Source organism: Streptomyces sp. NPDC036813, from assembly GCF_055609245.1.
This window is the reverse complement of the sequence record NZ_JBVJPV010000008.1, coordinates 233,634-249,519: the sequence shown is the minus strand read 5'-3', so window position 1 is coordinate 249,519 and position 15,886 is coordinate 233,634. Positions and strand designations below refer to the sequence as shown.

The following is a 15,886-nucleotide window of genomic DNA, read 5'->3' as shown; positions in this document are numbered from 1 at the left end:
AAAGATAGCGTTGCAAAGACTTCTTTGCAACGTCTTCTTTGTAACCAGCCGGCCCTCAACGCTCCCGACCCGCCTCCTACGTGACCAGGCCCTCCTTCTTCATCCAGTCCAGTGCCACCTGGTGCGGGTCCTCCCCGTCCACGTCCACCTTCGCGTTCAGCTCCTGGGCCACCTTGTTGTTCAGCCGGGCCGTCAGCGGCGCCAGGACCTGCCCGATCGCCGGCCACTTCCTGAAGGTGGCGCTGTTGATCTCCGGGGCGGCGTTGTAGTTGGGGAAGAACTTCTTGTCGTCGTCCATCACCACCAGGTTCATCGAGCGGATCCGCCCGTCCGTGGTGAAGACCTCGCCGTAGGTGCAACTGCCCTTCGCCGTCTGGGTGTAGATGATCCCGGTGTCCATCTGCGTGACGTTCTTCGCCGGGATGTGCATGCCGTACTTCTTCTCCATGCCCGGCAGCCCGTCCGCCCGGTTGGCGAACTCGCCCTCCACGCACAGCGTCACCGCGCCCGGGTCCTTCTTCGCCAGCGCCGCCACGTCCGACAGGGTCTTCGTGCCGTACTTCCTGTACGCGTCCTGGTTCATCGCCAGCGCGTAGGTGTTGTTCAGGCGCGACGGCGGCAGCCAGGTCAGCCCCTCCTTCACGTCGGCGTCCTTCACCGCCTGCCACTGCCGACGCGGGTCGGGGATCGGCGTGCTGTGCCCCTGATAGGTGATCCACGCGGTGCCCGTGTACTCGTACATGGCGTCAGCGTCGCCCTTCTTCACCGCCTCGCGGCCGCCGATGGAGCCCTGGATGCCGGTGCGGTCCAGCACGTGCGCGCCGGCCGCCTGGAAGGCGATGCCCATCATCGCGCCGTGGATGAGGCTCTCCGTGAACGACTTCGACGTGACGGTGAGATCCGCCCCCTTCAGCGGCTCCCCCTTCCCGATCAGCCCCGGTTTCACGTCGTCGGACATGGGGGAGCCGCTGGTCAGCCCGCAGCCGGCGGCCGCCAGCAGCACACAGCCCAGCAGGACACGGACGGGCCGTCTCACGTTCCCACCTCCAGCCCCCGCGGCTTCAGCAGCAGTTCCGCGAGCGACGCCAGCCAGTCCACCAGCAGGGCGAGCGCGACGGTGAGGACGGAGCCCAGTACCAGCACCGGCATCCGCTGGTTGGTGATCCCCGTCGTGATGAGCACCCCAAGACCGCCGCCCCCGCCGAACGCGGCCAGGGTCGCCGTGCCGACGTTCAGCACCAGCGCCGTACGCACTCCGGCGAGGATCAGCGGTACCGCGAGCGGCAGTTCCACCTGCCGCAGCACCCCGAGCGGGGACATCCCGATGCCGCGGGCGGCCTCCAGCAGCGTGGGGTCGTTGGCGCGCAGGCCGGCGATGGTGTTCGACAGCACCGGCAGGATGGCGTAGGCGATGATGCCGATCAGGGCGGCCCGGCGGCCGATGCCCAGCCAGATCACCAGCAGCGCCAGCAGACCGATCGCCGGAGTGGCCTGCCCCATGTTGGCGAACGTCATCGCCACCGGGGTGGCCCGCCGGAACGCCGGGCGGGTCAGCAGGATGCCCAGCGGGATCGCGATGATCAGCACGAAGAAGGTGGAGATCACCGTCAGCTGCACGTGCTGCCACAGCGCCTTGGAGACCTGGCCGCCCGACAGGGCGTTCTTCGAGATCTGGTCCAGGTCGGCCTGCCGGAACCACAGCCAGGTCGCCAGCAGCAGGGCGACCAGCACAGCGGGCAGGAAGGTCAGCTTCTGCCAGCTCACCCGCCGCCGGGCGGCGGGCCGGCCCGGGGGCGGCGGCTCCTCCTCGTCGACCCGCTCGTCCCTCAGCTCCTCGGCGTCGCTCATGCCTTGCGTCCCCCGGCCTCGCCCTCCTGCTCCGCGTGGGTCTGCGCCGAGCGCGCCACCGCCAGCTCGTGCTGGTGCTCCATCGCCTCCAGCCGGTCGGCCTCCAGCAGTTCGTGCACGGAGTTCATCAGCGTCTCCATGTCGACGACGCCGGTGTACGCGCCGTGCCGCCCGGTCACCGCGACCCGCCCGGCGCTGTCGGTGAGCACCGCCTCCAGCGCGTCGCGCAGGGTCGCGTCCCGCGTCACCGTGTCGCTGACCAGCGTGCCCGCCCGCGCCAGCGAACCCCGGGCCCGCATCAGGTCGCCGCGCCTGAGCCACTTGTAGGGGCGCCGGCGCCGGTCGAGCAGCAGGATCTCGTTGGTGCCGCTCGAGCGCAGAAGCCCGAAGATCTGCTGCAGCGGGGTGTCCACGGTGACCGTCGGATAGTCGGTGATCTCCACATCCCGTACGCGGGTGAGGTTCAGCCGTTTCAGGGCCGCCCCGGCGCCGACGAAGCCGGAGACGAAGTCGTCGGCGGGGTTGGTGAGGATGGCCTCCGGGGTGTCGAACTGCGCGATGTGCGAGCGCTCCCGCAGCACCGCGATGCGGTCGCCGAGCTTGATGGCCTCGTCGAAGTCGTGGGTGACGAAGACGATCGTCTTGTGCAGCTCGCGCTGCAGGCGGATCAGCTCGTCCTGGAGGTGGTCGCGGGTGATCGGGTCGACCGCGCCGAACGGCTCGTCCATCAGCAGCACCGGCGGGTCGGCGGCCAGCGCCCGGGCCACGCCGACGCGCTGCTGCTGCCCGCCGGAGAGCTGGCGCGGGTAACGGCCGTGGAACTCGCCGGGGTCGAGCCCGACCAGGTCCAGCAGCTCCTCCACGCGGGCGCGGATGCGGGACTTGGACCAGCCGACCATCTTCGGGACGAGCGCGATGTTCTGGGCGACGGTCATGTGCGGGAAGAGCCCGGCCGACTGGATGGCGTAACCGACCTTGCGGCGCAGCTTCACCGGGTCCATGTCGGTGACGTCCTCGCCGCCGATCCGGATGCGGCCACCGGTCGGCTCGATCAGCCGGTTGATCATCTTCAGTGTGGTCGACTTCCCGCAGCCGGACGGACCGACGAAGATCACGGTCTCACCGGCCTTGATCTCCATGGTGACGTTGTCGACGGCCGGGTGGGGGTTGCCCGGGTAACGCTTGGTCAGGTTCTCCAGCTCGATGGCCGCCCCGGCGACGGACGCCGCGGGCGCCTCGGAGCGGTCGGACACGTCATGTGCGTCAGGCACGGATCCCCCTGGGGATGGTCAGCCGTCCGATCAGGACGTACGCGGCGTCGAACAGCAGGGCCAGCACGATGATCCCGAGGGTGCCCGCGAGCACCTGGTTGAGCGCGTTCTTGCTGCCCAGCGAGGCGAGCCCGCGGAAGATCTCGTTGCCGAGTCCGGGCCCGGAGGCGTAGGCGGCGATGGCGGCGATCCCCATCAGCATCTGGGTGGAGACACGGATGCCGGTCAGGATCGGCGGCCACGCCAGCGGCAGCTCCACCCGCACCAGCCGCGCCGGCCCCGACATGCCGATGCCGCGCGCCGCGTCCACCAGCGCCGGATCGACCCCGCGCAGACCGACGATCGCGTTGCGCACGACCGGCAGCAGCCCGTACAGGGTCAGCGTGACCACGGTCGGCGGCACACCGAGCCCCACGACCGGGACGAGCAGGCCGATCATGGCGAGGGAGGGGATGGTGAGGATGGTGGACGTGGTCAGCGTCGCCAGGTTGCCGGCCCACTCGCTGCGGTAGGTCGCCACCGCGATGAGCACGCCCAGCGCGGTCGCCAGCACCATGCACTGGAAGACGACGCTGGCGTGCTGGTAGGCGTCGGTGAGCAACTGCTGATGGCGGCTGCCGAGGTACTCCCAGAAGGTCACCGGCCTCCCCCCCGTCGGGTCACATGGTCCGCTCCCGGTCCTCCGCCGCCTGCTGCACCAGCGGGATGACCCGCAGCGGCACGGGGTTCTCCATCACGATCGCGGTGGAGGCCCGGACGATGCCATCAAAACCGACGACCCGGTCGATCACCCGCTGGAGATCGGCGTTGGAACGGGCCACCAGCCGGCACAGCATGTCCCCGGTGCCGGTCGTGGTGTGCAGCTCCAGCACCTCCGGCACGGACGCCAAGTGGGCGCGTACGTCGGCCCCTTGACCCTGCCGGATCTGCAGCGTGGCGAACGCGGTGACCGGGTAGCCCAGGGCCGCCGGGTCCACCTCGGGACCGAATCCGCGGATGACTCCGTTCGACTGAAGCCGGTCCAGGCGCGCCTGCACGGTCCCGCGTGCCACCCCCAGCCGCCGGGACATCTCCAGCACCCCGATCCGCGGTTCCTGTGCGAGCAGCACGATGATCCGGCCGTCCAGGTGATCGATCGCCACAGCAGCCTCCCCGGGTGGGCATCCTGTACAGAAAGGCCGCTGGTACGGCCGTGTCGCTGATCAGAATGCCCAGTGAATACGCAAACTATTGCGCACCTTGCAGAGCGGGGCCAGGCTTCGGCTATGACGCAGACCACACACCACACTCCCGACACCGCCCGGCAGGCCGACCCCTTCCCGGTCAAGGGAATGGACGCGGTCGTCTTCGCCGTGGGCAACGCCAAGCAGGCCGCGCACTACTACTCCACCGCCTTCGGCATGACGCTGGTCGCCTACTCCGGACCGGAGAACGGCAGCCGCGAGACCGCGAGCTATGTGCTCGAGAACGGCTCCGCCCGGTTCGTGTTCACCTCGGTGATCAAGCCGGCCACCGCCTGGGGCCACTTCCTGGCCCGGCACGTGGCCGAGCACGGCGACGGCGTCGTCGACCTCGCCATCGAGGTGCCGGACGCGCGCGCCGCCTACGCCTACGCCGTCGAGCAGGGCGCGAAGAGCGTCGCCGAGCCGTACGAACTCAAAGACGAGCACGGCACGGTCGTCCTCGCCGCGATCGCCACCTACGGCGAGACCCGCCACACCCTGGTCGAGCGCACCGGCTACGACGGCCCCTACCTGCCCGGTTACGTCGCCGCCAAGCCGATCGTCGCGCCGCCCGCGCAGCGCACCTTCCAGGCGATCGACCACTGCGTCGGCAACGTCGAACTCGGCAAGATGGACGAATGGGTGGCCTTCTACAACAAGGTCATGGGCTTCACGAACATGAAGGAGTTCGTGGGCGACGACATCGCCACCGAGTACTCGGCGCTGATGTCCAAGGTCGTGGCCGACGGCACCCTGAAGGTGAAGTTCCCGCTCAACGAGCCGGCGATCGCCAAGAAGAAGTCCCAGATCGACGAGTACCTGGAGTTCTACAACGGCCCCGGCTGCCAGCACATCGCGCTGAACACCGGCGACATCGTCGAGACCGTGCGCACCATGCGCGCGGCCGGTGTCGAGTTCCTCGACACCCCGGACTCCTACTACGACACGCTGGGGGAGTGGGTCGGCGAGACCCGCGTTCCGGTGGACACCCTGCGCGAGCTGAAGATCCTCGCCGACCGCGACGAGGACGGCTACCTGCTGCAGATCTTCACCAAGCCGGTCCAGGACAAGCCGACCGTCTTCTTCGAGATCATCGAACGCCACGGCTCCATGGGCTTCGGCAAGGGCAACTTCAAGGCCCTGTTCGAGGCGATCGAGCGGGAGCAGGAGAAGCGCGGCAACCTGTAGCCGACGGCTCCGCCCGGAGGTCAGCGCGGCAGCGCGGCCTCCGGCGGCTCGCCCAGTGCGGCCAGTGCCGTGCGTGCCTCGCGGACGGCCAGGGGTGAGAAGTACGGGTTGATCCGCAGGGCCTCCTGGAGGTGCCTGCGGGCCGGGGCCGCCTGCCCCAGGGACTTCTCGATCATGCCCCGGTGATAGGCGTACGGCGCGCTGCGCACCGTGCCGCCGTGCTCCCGGTCCGTCGCGGTCGCCGCGTACCGCAGCGCCTCCGTGTCCTGCCCCGCCCGGTGCAGCGCCCAGCCCAGCGCGTCGGCCACCTCGATGCCCGGCTGGCGCTGCCACTCCGTGCGCAGCAGCCGTACCGCCTCGGCCGGGTCCCCGTGGTCGGCCTCCAGACGGCCGAGGACGAGCGCGTCGTCCACCCCGCCCGCCTCCCGCAGCCGCACCCGCTCGCGCAGCAGGTCGTAACTCACCCGGGCCGGCTGGGTCAGCCCCAGCGACTCGTACAACTCGCCCAGCTCCAGCGCGTACTCGGGCAGCGGCTGCCGCTCCAGCGCCACCCGGTAGGCGTTCAGCGCCTCCGAGGTGCGCCCCAGCGCCGCCAGCGCCCGGCCCTGCCCGGCCTGCGCCGCCCGCTGGTCCGGGTCCAGCCGCACCGCCTGCTCGAAGTGCCGCAGCGCCGCGTCCGGCTCGCCGCGCTCGAACGCCAGCTGCCCCGCCCGCTCCAGATAGGCCGCCTGTTCGGCCGGCCCCTGCGCGGCCGCCGCCGCGTCCGCCAGCGCCGCCGCCGCATCCTCCCGCCGGCCCTGGTCGCGGTACACGCCCGCGGCCCACGCCCGCACCGCCGGACCCGAGTGCGCCGCCGTCAGCGACTCCAGGGCGCGCCCCGCCGCCTTGTAGTCACCGAGCCCGGTGCAGGCGTCGATCAGCGGCGGATACGCCGTCCACCGCTTCGGCTGCGTCTTCAGCGCCTGCTCCGCGAAGCCGCGCGCCACCCGGAAGTCCCGCCGCGCGTTCGCCAGCACCGCGAGCCCCTCCAGCGCCCCGGCGTTACCCCGCGCCCGCACCGTCAGCGAGGTCCGCAGCGCCCGCTCCGCCTTCACAAACGCCCCGGCCGCATCAGCCGTCCTGCGTCCCTGCTCCACATAGGCCGCGCCCAGCACCGCCCACGCCGCCGCGTCCTTGGGATGCGTGCGCACATACGCCTCCCGGTCGCCGATCAGCGCGTCCAGACCGGGCAGCGCCGCCGGCACCCCGGCGCGCACCGCGGCCTGCGCCTGCGCCCCCGGGGCCGGCGCCGGCGGCTGTCCCGCGGGCCCGCCGGCAGGCCACAGCGCCAGCGCCCCGCCGAGCACGAGGGACCCGGCGAGCGAGGCGAGAAGGACCCGGACGGGCCACCGGCGACGCACGGGCGCGGCGGCTTCCACGGCACACTCCTGGTTCTCCATGACGCTCACTGTGCGTCGCCGCCCCGGCCGTCCCCGGGCATACTGCGGCCGCCGTACACGGGGTTCACACCGATGGCCCCGGGTGCGAACCTGTGATCATGAGCCGTATCGAAGCGCCTCGCGACGAGCAGACCGGCAACCTCGTCGACCGGCTGCGCGCCGTCCTGCCGGCCGAGGCGGTCCTCACCGACTCCGACGTCACGGCCTCCTACGCCCACGACATGGCGAGTTTCTGCCCGGCCGGTGTTCCGGCCGTGGTGGTCCTGCCGCGCACGGTCGAGCAGGTGCAGCACGTGATGCGCACCGCCACCGAGCTGCGCGTCCCGGTCGTCCCGCAGGGCGCCCGCACGGGCCTGTCCGGCGGTGCCAACGCCACCGACGGCTGCATCGCGCTGTCCCTCACCAAGATGGACCGCATCCTGGAGATCAACCCGGTCGACCGCGTCGCCGTCGTCGAACCGGGCGTGATCAACGCGACGCTCTCCCGCGCGGTGAACGAACACGGCCTGTACTACCCGCCCGACCCCTCCAGCTGGGAGATGTGCACCGTCGGCGGGAACATCGGCACCGCCGCCGGCGGCCTGTGCTGCGTGAAGTACGGGGTGACCGCGGAGTACGTCCTCGGTCTCGACGTCGTCCTCGCCGACGGCCGCCTGATGTCCACCGGCCGGCGCACCGCCAAGGGCGTCGCCGGATACGACCTGACCCGGCTGTTCGTGGGCGCCGAGGGATCCCTCGGCGTCGTCGTCAGGGCCGTCCTCGCGCTCAAGCCGAAGCCGCCCGAGCAGCTGGTGCTGGCGGCGGAGTTCGCCTCGGTGACCGCCGCCTGCGACGCCGTCTGCACGATCATGGAGGCCGGGCACGTCCCGTCACTCCTCGAACTGATGGACTCGACGACGGTCCGGGCGGTCAACGATCTGGCCCACATGGGCCTGCCCGAGACCACCGAGGCACTCCTGCTCGCCGCCTTCGACACCCCCGACCCGGCCGCCGACCTCGCCGCCGTCGGCGCGCTGTGCGAGGCGGCCGGCGCCACCCAGGTCGTCCCCGCCGACGACGCGGCCGAGTCGGAACTGCTGCTCCAGGCCCGCCGGCTGTCCCTGACGGCCCTGGAAGCGGTGAAGGGCACGACGATGATCGACGACGTGTGCGTGCCCCGTACCCGGCTCGGCGACATGCTCGCCGGCGTCGAGCGCATCGCCGAGAAGTACGAACTGACGATCGGCGTGTGCGCGCACGCCGGTGACGGCAACACCCACCCGACCGTCTGCTTCGACGCCGCCGACCCCGACGAGTCGCGGCGCGCCCGCGAGTCCTTCGACGAGATCATGGCCCTCGGCCTGGAACTGGGCGGCACGATCACCGGCGAGCACGGCGTGGGCGTGCTGAAGAAGGAGTGGCTGGCCCGCGAGATCGGCCCCGTGGGCGTGGAGATGCAGCGGGCCGTCAAACAGGTCTTCGACCCGCTGGGCATCCTCAACCCCGGAAAGCTCTTCTGAGTTGTCGCCGGTCACCGGGCGAGCAGCTGGTCGAGCGCGTCGTCGATCCCCAGCTGCTCGCTCTCGCTGCCCGGCGGCACCACCCGCAGTGTGCGCTCCAGCCACGCCGAGACCTGGGCGGCCGGCGCCTCCAGCAGGGCGTCCCCGTCCGGGGAGCTGAGCGCCATCAGGACGACACTGTGCCCGTCGGTCTTCGTCGGCCACACCCGCACGTCCCCGTGCCCGCACGGCCGGAACACGCCCTCCACCAGCAGCTCCCTGGCGAACGTCCAGTGCACCGGATGGTCGGAGTTGATGTGGAAGGTGATGTGGACGGCGTAGGGGTCGTCGGTGCGGTAGGCCAGGCGGGCCGGGACGGGGATGGCGCGCTCCGGCGACAGGATCAGCCGCAGCTCCAGTTCGCGCTCCACGACGGTGTGCATGGTCGACCTTCCTCTCGTGTCGGGGGGCCCTGCGATGGGCCCGCACGAGGGAGAGGGCGTGGCACCGCGAGCATTACGCGGGTTGCGGGGATTTTTTTCCGGGGTGGTGAAGGAAGGGGTGCGGCGTTGCCCGGAAAGGGGTGGGTACGGCGGGAGAGGCAGTGGCGCTTGCGCTCGTCTGATAGATGTGGAGGCCGTCATACGACCCCCTCGACAGATACGGGACGACGGACATGAGCGCCCCAACCCCGGCCCCCGGCGACGACCGGCCCCGCGAAGGCTATTACCCGGACCCGTCCATCCCCGGATACGTCCGGTACTGGAACGGTGCCGCCTGGGTACCGGGCACCAGCCGTCCGGCGCCGACGGACGGCGAACTGCTCGCCCCTCCGCCGGGCGTCCGCCCGGCGGCCCCCGCGGTCGAGGAGACCGGCCCGCACTTCTTCGACGAGGACCCGCAGCCGGCTCCGCTCGCCGAGGACCGGGGCGCGGCGGCACCGGGCGGCCCCACGTCGGGACCGGCGCCGGGCGGCGGTGGCGCGGCACAGGGCGGCCCGGCGCAGGGGCCCGTGGCGGGACGTGCCGGGCACGGCGGCCCGCAGGGGCCTGCGGCAGGCGGCTTTGCGCAAGCCGGCGGTCCGGGCCCGGCCCAGGGCGGCGGTGGGCACGGCGGTGGTGCGGTGCAGGCCGGTGCCGGGCAGGGCGCCGGGCAGTCCTGGCCGGAGCCGGCGTCCTCGTGGGGCGCCGACCGGTCCCAGCAGTCCGGCTTCGGCGGCGAGCCCGACCGGCGCGTGTCGTGGGGAGCCGCACCGGGCGCCGACCCCCGCCTCCCGGCCGACGGCCGACCGACCACGGCCTCCGCCGGTACTCCGGGCTCCGCCGGTACTCCGGGCTCCGCCGGTGCCCCGGTCGCGGCCGGCACCCCGGGTGCGGCAGGCACCCCGGGCTCGGCCGGCTCCCCGGGCTCCGGCCCGGCCTCGGGTGACGTGCCCGCCGACGGCACGTTCGTCTTCCGGCGTCCGACCGGTGGAGCGGGCGCGGGCCAGGGTGCCCCGGCCCCCTCCGCGGGCGGCGGTGCCCGGCCCGGCACGGGCCGCGGCTCCGACGAGGGCACGATGACGTTCCGGGCGGTCTCCCCACGCGCGGGGACACCGTCCGCCCCGTCCGCCCAGGGCCCGCAGGCAGGCCCCGGCGCGACGGCGCAGGGCCCCCGGGGTGCCGCCGGCGCGGCGGGCTTCGGTGCGCCGGGGACCGGTGGCGTGGGCGACCGTGCCACCGGGACGCAGACGCCGGGCGCGGGCCGTGCCACCGGGACGCAGACGCCGGGCGCGGGCGCGGGAGTTGCCGCCACCCCGCTGTCCGGCCCCCAGCGCTCCACCCCCGCTTCGGCCGCACCCACGTCCACCACCGCCCCCGGCGTCCCGCACCAGGGAGCCGCACCTCAGCCCGTCCCCGGCCACCAGCCCATCCCGGCCCCCCAGCCCGCAGCCGCAGCCCCGCTCGCCACGCCGGTCACCACCGGCCCCGGGGGCGGGCAGGCCTCCTGGGCGCAGCAGGTCCACCACCTGGCCGGCGCCGCGGACGGCGAGCAGCCCGTGGCGCCCTGGAAGCCGCCCGTCGAGGACGTGTTCCAGGCCGCCGCCCGGCGCCAGGCGGCGGCGCGCCCCGCGGGGCTGGGCAAGCGGCTGGCCGCCCGGCTGATCGACACGCTGGTCCTCGGCGCCATCACCTCCGCGGCCGCCGTACCCCTCGGGACGAAGGCCGCCGACCACATCAACGAGAAGATCGACACGGCCAGGCTGTCCGGCCGCGAGGTCACCGTCTGGCTGGTGGACGGCACCACGGGCGTCTACCTCGGCATCGTGCTCGCGGTCCTGCTCGTGGCCGGCGTCCTCTACGAGGCGCTGCCGACCGCGCGCTGGGGCCGCACGCTCGGTAAGAAGCTGCTCGGCCTGGAGGTGCGGGACATCGAGGCGCACGAGGCCCCGGCGTTCGGCGCCGCGCTGCGCCGCTGGCTGGTCTACAGCATCCCCGGCCTGCTCGCCGTAGGGGTGATCGGTGTCCTGTGGTGCCTGTTCGACCGTCCGTGGCACCAGTGCTGGCACGACAAGGCGGCGCACACCTTCGTCGCGGGCTGAGGGGCCGTCGGCTGAGGGAGCGTCACCCGGTGTTCCCTCTCCGCTACTCCGTCCGGCCGCCCGCCGGGTGCACAGCACCGGGCTTCGCGGTCCACTCGGGCCATGAGCAGCGAACCGCCCCACGGCTCCGGCCCGCCGCCCGACGACGACCCGTTCCGCAAGCAGCCCCCGCCCGGCCCGGGGCAGGGCTCGCCGTACGACAACCCGCCCCCGCCCGGACCCGGGCAGGGCTCGCCGTACGACACCCCCTACGGCGGCGGCAAGACCCCGCCTCCGCCCTACGGCTCTCCCTACGGCGGGGGCGGCTACCCCGGCGACCCGCTGGCCGGTATGCCGCCGCTCGCCGAGAGCGGCAAGCGCACGCTGGCGAGGATCATCGACATGATCCTCGTCGGCATCGTCGTCTGGCTGCTCTCCTGGGGCTTCGGCGTCAACGAGTACACGATGGACGACACCAAGATCGAGGTCAGCAAGTCGATCGGTGAGTCCTTCGTCGCCGCCGTCCTCTATATCGCCTACGACACCTTCATGATCACCAGGTCGGGTCAGACGCTCGGCAAGAAGTGGCTGAACATGCGGGTCGCGGTCCTCGACAATGGCCAGAACCCCTCCGTGCAGACGTCGCTGATCCGGGCGGCCGTGCTGTGGATCCCGTTCGCCTTCTGCTGCGCCTGTATCTGGACGGTGATCTGCGGTGGCTGGAGCTTCTTCGACAAACCCTACAAACAGGGCCTGCACGACAAAGCGGCCAAGACAGTAGTTGTGTCCACCCGGTGACGCCCCGTCGGTCCGCGCTCAGCGCACGGACGCCGTCGGCTGCCGCACCGCCTTCTCGGCGGCACCGGACGCCGGTGCCGCCCGGGAGGGCGTGGGGGTCGGCACGGTCACCGCGACGAGCAACCCGAGCGCGAGTGCCGCGACGGCTATGACCGCGATCGCCGGTCCCGAACTCGTCTGCGACAGCAGCAGCATGGCGAGCGTCGAGAAGATCACGGTGGTCGACCCGTAGACGAGCTGTGCGACGGTCGGACGAGGCATGGCAATCGTGTCCTCGGAAGCGGGGGTGTGCTCGACTCTATTCGCGTGCATGCCCGAGGGGAACGAACGGTAAGCGTGACCTGACCAACAGTGCCGGTGCACAGGGGGCGCACCGAGTCACCGGCGAAGCGTGTCCGAGCGACGACAGGATGAGCGCCCGGTGTCCGCAAAGCGAACCCCTTCTCCGCATAGTGCACTTGACTTGTGCAAGTCAAGATCTGTCTTTTCTCTCAAACCTCTAGTCAAATGTCGTCACTTGATTACACGCGTTGATCACGCGCGCGCGGTCCCCCGCCATGACCAGGGCCCCCTTCCGCGTGCGCTCACGCGGGGGAGGAACTCAAGTGACCAGTAGATCCTGGACGTACAGAGCGGCGGCCATCGGTGTCGCGCTCGCGGCGGCCTCCGCCGGTTTCACCACCTTCGCGGTGGCCGAGGCGGCCACGACCGCCGGCGCCACGAACGTGGACCGGCACGACCCGGCGCCGGTGAAGCAGCAGAAGCACGACCTGGACGGCCCGCTGAGCAAGACCCAGGAAGCGCAGCGCCAGGAGGCGCTCGACCAGGTCATATCCGGCAAGGCCCAGGTGAAGGACAAGAACGGCTCCAAGGTCGTTCAGCTCAAGAGCAAGAAGGGCGACAGCAAGTACGTCGAGCTGGGCCGCGAGAAGACCGACAAGATCTTCACCATCCTGGTGGAGTTCGGCGACCGGACGGACCCCAAGTTCGGCGGCACGCCCGGTCCGCTGCACAACACGATCGCGGCCCCCGACCGCACCAAGGACAACTCCACGGCCTGGCAGGCGGACTACAACCGCCAGCACTTCCAGGACCTCTACTTCGGCACCGGCAAGAACGTCGAGTCGGTGAAGAAGTACTACGAGAAGCAGTCCTCGGGCCGCTACTCGGTCGACGGCGAGGTCGCCGACTGGGTCAAGGTGCCCTACAACGAGGCTCGCTACGGCAACAACGCCTGCGGCTCCACCAACTGCCCGAGCGTGTGGAACGTCGTCAGCGACGGCCTGAACGCCTGGGTCGCGCAGCAGAAGGCGGCCGGCCGCACCGACGCCCAGATCAAGTCGGACGTCGCCCAGTTCGACCAGTGGGACCGGTACGACTACGACGGCGACGGCAACTTCAACGAGCCCGACGGCTACATCGACCACTTCCAGATCGTGCACGCCGGCGAGGACGAGTCCGCGGGCGGCGGCGCTCAGGGCAAGGACGCGATCTGGGCCCACCGCTGGTACGCCTTCGGCACCGACGCCGGCGCCACCGGCCCCGCGAGCAACAAGCTGGGCGGAGCGCAGATCGGCAACACCGGCGTCTGGGTCGGCGACTACACCATCCAGCCGGAGAACGGCGGCCTCGGGGTCTACGCCCACGAGTACGGCCACGACCTCGGCCTGCCCGACGAGTACGACACCGCGGGCGGCGAGAACTCCACCGGCTTCTGGACGCTGATGTCCTCCGGTTCCTGGCTCGGCCGCGGCAAGGACGCCATCGGCGACCTGCCCGGCGACATGAACGCCTGGGACAAGCTCCAGCTCGGCTGGCTCAACTACGACACCGCCAAGGCCGGCAAGCAGTCCAGCCACAAGCTGGGCGTCGCCGAGTACAACACCTGGAACAAGCAGGCGCTCGTGGTGAACCTGCCCGACAAGGCGGTCACCACCACGGTCGTCCAGCCCGCCCAGGGCAGCGCCCAGTGGTGGAGCGGCAGCGGTGACGACCTGAAGAACACGCTGACCCGCAGCGTGGACCTCACGGGCAAGAAGTCGGCCGCCCTCACGCTCGACGGCTGGTACGACATCGAGGCGGGCTACGACTACCTCTACACCGAGGTGTCCACCGACGGCGGCGCCAACTGGACCGCCCTCGACGGCACGGTGAACGGTCAGCCGATCCCGCGCGACGGCAGCGACAAGCCGGCCCTGACCGGTTCGGTCGACGGCTACAAGAAGCTCGCGTACTCGCTCGACGCCTACGCGGGCAAGAAGATCGACCTGCGCTTCCGCTACCAGACGGACGGCGGCGTCGCCCTCAAGGGCTTCGCGGCCGACGAGATCGCGGTGACCGCCGACGGCGCCACCCTGTTCTCCGACAACGCCGAGAGCGCGGACGCCGCGTGGACGGCGGCCGGCTTCTCCCGCATCGGCGCGTCCTTCACCAAGGACTACGCGCAGTACTACATCGCCGAGAACCGGCAGTACGTGTCGTACGACAAGACGCTGAAGACCGGTCCGTACAACTTCGGCTTCTCCACGACCCGTCCGGACTGGGTGGAGCACTACCCGTACCAGAACGGTCTGCTGATCTGGAAGTGGGACACCTCGCAGGCGGACAACAACACCGGCACCCACCCCGGCGCCGGTCTGATCCTGCCGATCGACTCCCACCCGGAGGCGCTGCGCTGGAAGGACGGCACGCTGATGCGCGGCCGCATCCAGTCCTACGACGCGCCCTTCAGCCTGTACCCGACGGACGGCATCACGCTGCACAAGGCGGACGTCGCGACGAAGATCTGGCCGTCCTCGGGCGTCTCGGTCTTCAACGACCACGCGAACACCTACTGGGACGCCTCGAACCCGGCGTCCGGTGTCAAGGTCACTGACACGAACACCCGGATCCAGATCGTCAAGGAGGCCAAGGACGGCTCCACGATCAACCTCCTGGTCGGCCCCGCGGTGAAGTAGTCACCATTTCCGCAGGTCAGACGCGTATCGGCGGCAACCCCCTGGCGGGTTGCCGCCGATCGTGTTTAGGTGCGTGCTGTGACTGTCTTATTGACACCGGCGTCGATACCGGCGCCCGGGCCGACCGAAACGGGGATGTGACCAGATGGCCGCAGGAGGTTTCTGCAAGCTGCCGAACGGCACGGTGGTGGTTGCGCTGAACCTGCCCAGCCCCGCCGGCGACGGCCCCGCAGGCGTGCGGGTCCTCGTTCACGCCCAGAACCGGGCGCGCGCCCTGACCCGGCTGCGCAACCTGGGACTGCGGGCGGTCTACCTGCGCGGCAACGCGGCGCCGCCGACCCCGGACGAGATCACGGCCGTGCTGCACCACCCCGACGGCCTGGTGTGGCGTACCGCACCGGACAACGGTGTCGGCTCGCCCGACCTGGTGACCGAGCTGTGGCACCCGATCCGCTCCCTGCTGCGCCGCCCGACGCCCCAGACCTGAGGACCCGGCCCCCGGGCCCGGGTCAGCCGCGGGCCACGACCGGTTTGCCGGTCAGCTCCACGCCCGCCTCGCGCAGCTCCTCCAGCGCCCGGTCGGTGGTCTCCTGGGCCACCCCGGCGGTCAGGTCGAGCAGGACCTGGGTACGGAAGCCCTCCCGTGCCGCGTCCAGCGCGGTGGCCCGCACACAGTGGTCGGTGGCGATCCCGACGACGTCCACCTCGTCGATCTCCCGGGCACGCAGCCAGTCGGCGAGCGGCACGCCGTTCTCGTCGGCGCCCTCGAAACCGCTGTAGGCGGCCGTGTAGGCGCCCTTGTCGAAGACGGCGTCGATCGCGCCGGAGGCGACGGCGGGCGCGAAGTTCGGGTGGAAGCCGACGCCCTCGGTGCCGGCGACACAGTGCGCCGGCCAGGAGCGGATGTAGTCGGGCTCGTCCGCGAAGTGGCCGCCGGGCGCGATGTGGTGGTCCCGGGTGGCCACCACGTGCCGGTAGCCGGCGGGCGCCTGCCCGATCAGCTCGGTGATGGCGGCGGCGACGTCGGCACCCCCGGCCACCGCGAGGCTGCCCCCCTCGCAGAAGTCGTTCTGCACATCGACGACGATCAAGGCGCGACGCATGGTGTGGGTGTCCTTCGGCTA

General features: G+C 71.5%; 15 protein-coding genes. 6 read left to right on the top strand and 9 right to left on the bottom strand.

The features are described 5' to 3' along the window. Positions 1-76 precede the first annotated feature (76 nt). The 5 genes from ACZ67Q_RS19005 to ACZ67Q_RS18985 all read right to left on the bottom strand — a co-directional run bounded on the left by ACZ67Q_RS19005 (position 77) and on the right by ACZ67Q_RS18985 (position 4,261). Positions 77-958 carry a glycine betaine ABC transporter substrate-binding protein gene (locus tag ACZ67Q_RS19005; protein WP_471183456.1) on the bottom strand — a complete coding sequence of 294 codons (882 nt, stop codon included), beginning with the start codon at positions 956-958 and terminating at the stop codon, positions 77-79. Positions 959-1,032: 74 nt separating this feature from the next. Further along, entirely contained in the window at positions 1,033-1,848 is an 816-nt protein-coding gene (locus ACZ67Q_RS19000) for an ABC transporter permease (protein ID WP_471183248.1), read from the bottom strand. Then, entirely contained in the window at positions 1,845-3,119 is a 1,275-nt protein-coding gene (locus tag ACZ67Q_RS18995; protein WP_471183245.1) for a betaine/proline/choline family ABC transporter ATP-binding protein, read from the bottom strand. Before ACZ67Q_RS18995 ends, ACZ67Q_RS19000 begins: the two co-directional genes overlap by 4 nt. Beyond that, positions 3,112-3,759: an ABC transporter permease gene (locus ACZ67Q_RS18990; protein WP_471183242.1), complete on the bottom strand. Its 648-nt coding sequence runs from the start codon at positions 3,757-3,759 to the stop codon at positions 3,112-3,114. Before ACZ67Q_RS18990 ends, ACZ67Q_RS18995 begins: the two co-directional genes overlap by 8 nt. Positions 3,760-3,778: 19 nt before the next feature. Then, entirely contained in the window at positions 3,779-4,261 is a 483-nt protein-coding gene (locus tag ACZ67Q_RS18985; protein WP_469813341.1) for an Lrp/AsnC family transcriptional regulator, read from the bottom strand. Positions 4,262-4,384: 123 nt separating this feature from the next. Here ACZ67Q_RS18985 and hppD point away from each other — a divergent pair, with 123 nt between their 5' ends. Continuing rightward, complete coding sequence (hppD, locus tag ACZ67Q_RS18980) at positions 4,385-5,530, top strand: 4-hydroxyphenylpyruvate dioxygenase (protein WP_471183238.1); 1,146 nt, start codon at positions 4,385-4,387, stop codon at positions 5,528-5,530. Positions 5,531-5,550: 20 nt separating this feature from the next. Here hppD and ACZ67Q_RS18975 read toward each other — a convergent pair whose 3' ends face one another. Continuing rightward, complete coding sequence (locus tag ACZ67Q_RS18975; RefSeq protein ID WP_471183235.1) at positions 5,551-6,969, bottom strand: tetratricopeptide repeat protein; 1,419 nt, start codon at positions 6,967-6,969, stop codon at positions 5,551-5,553. A 92-nt stretch (positions 6,970-7,061) separates the two neighbouring features. On the opposite strand from ACZ67Q_RS18975, the gene ACZ67Q_RS18970 reads away from it, so the two are divergent. Next, on the top strand, positions 7,062-8,468 hold the full coding sequence (locus ACZ67Q_RS18970) for an FAD-binding oxidoreductase (RefSeq protein WP_471183232.1): 1,407 nt from the start codon (positions 7,062-7,064) through the stop codon (positions 8,466-8,468). An 11-nt stretch (positions 8,469-8,479) separates the two neighbouring features. Here the strand turns inward: ACZ67Q_RS18970 and ACZ67Q_RS18965 are convergent, their stop codons facing one another. Then, entirely contained in the window at positions 8,480-8,890 is a 411-nt protein-coding gene (locus tag ACZ67Q_RS18965; RefSeq protein WP_471183229.1) for an SsgA family sporulation/cell division regulator, read from the bottom strand. 233 nt (positions 8,891-9,123) lie between these two features. Here ACZ67Q_RS18965 and ACZ67Q_RS18960 point away from each other — a divergent pair, with 233 nt between their 5' ends. Together ACZ67Q_RS18960 and ACZ67Q_RS18955 are read left to right on the top strand one after the other, a co-directional pair. Beyond that, positions 9,124-11,028 (top strand): RDD family protein, encoded by a 1,905-nt coding sequence (locus ACZ67Q_RS18960; RefSeq protein WP_471183227.1) that lies wholly within the window; start codon positions 9,124-9,126, stop codon positions 11,026-11,028. Between the two features lie 102 nt (positions 11,029-11,130). Further along, positions 11,131-11,805: an RDD family protein gene (locus ACZ67Q_RS18955; RefSeq protein ID WP_471183225.1), complete on the top strand. Its 675-nt coding sequence runs from the start codon at positions 11,131-11,133 to the stop codon at positions 11,803-11,805. Positions 11,806-11,823: 18 nt separating this feature from the next. Here the strand turns inward: ACZ67Q_RS18955 and ACZ67Q_RS18950 are convergent, their stop codons facing one another. Beyond that, entirely contained in the window at positions 11,824-12,066 is a 243-nt protein-coding gene (locus ACZ67Q_RS18950) for a hypothetical protein (RefSeq protein ID WP_471183223.1), read from the bottom strand. Between the two features lie 344 nt (positions 12,067-12,410). Between ACZ67Q_RS18950 and ACZ67Q_RS18945 the strand changes: the two genes are divergently transcribed. Together ACZ67Q_RS18945 and ACZ67Q_RS18940 are read left to right on the top strand one after the other, a co-directional pair. Then, positions 12,411-14,762, top strand: a complete 2,352-nt coding sequence (locus ACZ67Q_RS18945; protein WP_471183221.1) for an immune inhibitor A domain-containing protein — start codon at positions 12,411-12,413, stop codon at positions 14,760-14,762. A gap of 145 nt (positions 14,763-14,907) precedes the next feature. Then, entirely contained in the window at positions 14,908-15,249 is a 342-nt protein-coding gene (locus ACZ67Q_RS18940) for a hypothetical protein (protein WP_361622523.1), read from the top strand. A 22-nt stretch (positions 15,250-15,271) separates the two neighbouring features. Here ACZ67Q_RS18940 and ACZ67Q_RS18935 read toward each other — a convergent pair whose 3' ends face one another. Further along, positions 15,272-15,865, bottom strand: coding sequence for an isochorismatase family protein (locus ACZ67Q_RS18935; protein ID WP_471183218.1), 594 nt, complete (start codon positions 15,863-15,865; stop codon positions 15,272-15,274). Between the last annotated feature and the right edge of the window lie 21 nt (positions 15,866-15,886).

What these genes read in the sequence shown, in the direction of transcription:
- ACZ67Q_RS19000 (WP_471183248.1), bottom strand. Translation starts at nt 1,848, where the DNA reads ATGAGCGACGCCGAGGAGCTGAGGGACGAGCGGGTCGACGAGGAGGAG.
- hppD (WP_471183238.1), top strand. Translation starts at nt 4,385, where the DNA reads ATGACGCAGACCACACACCACACTCCCGACACCGCCCGGCAGGCCGAC.
- ACZ67Q_RS18955 (WP_471183225.1), top strand. Translation starts at nt 11,131, where the DNA reads ATGAGCAGCGAACCGCCCCACGGCTCCGGCCCGCCGCCCGACGACGAC.
- ACZ67Q_RS18975 (WP_471183235.1), bottom strand. Translation starts at nt 6,969, where the DNA reads ATGGAGAACCAGGAGTGTGCCGTGGAAGCCGCCGCGCCCGTGCGTCGC.
- ACZ67Q_RS18935 (WP_471183218.1), bottom strand. Translation starts at nt 15,865, where the DNA reads ATGCGTCGCGCCTTGATCGTCGTCGATGTGCAGAACGACTTCTGCGAG.
- ACZ67Q_RS19005 (WP_471183456.1), bottom strand. Translation starts at nt 958, where the DNA reads ATGTCCGACGACGTGAAACCGGGGCTGATCGGGAAGGGGGAGCCGCTG.
- ACZ67Q_RS18950 (WP_471183223.1), bottom strand. Translation starts at nt 12,066, where the DNA reads ATGCCTCGTCCGACCGTCGCACAGCTCGTCTACGGGTCGACCACCGTG.
- ACZ67Q_RS18960 (WP_471183227.1), top strand. Translation starts at nt 9,124, where the DNA reads ATGAGCGCCCCAACCCCGGCCCCCGGCGACGACCGGCCCCGCGAAGGC.
- ACZ67Q_RS18965 (WP_471183229.1), bottom strand. Translation starts at nt 8,890, where the DNA reads ATGCACACCGTCGTGGAGCGCGAACTGGAGCTGCGGCTGATCCTGTCG.
- ACZ67Q_RS18940 (WP_361622523.1), top strand. Translation starts at nt 14,908, where the DNA reads ATGGCCGCAGGAGGTTTCTGCAAGCTGCCGAACGGCACGGTGGTGGTT.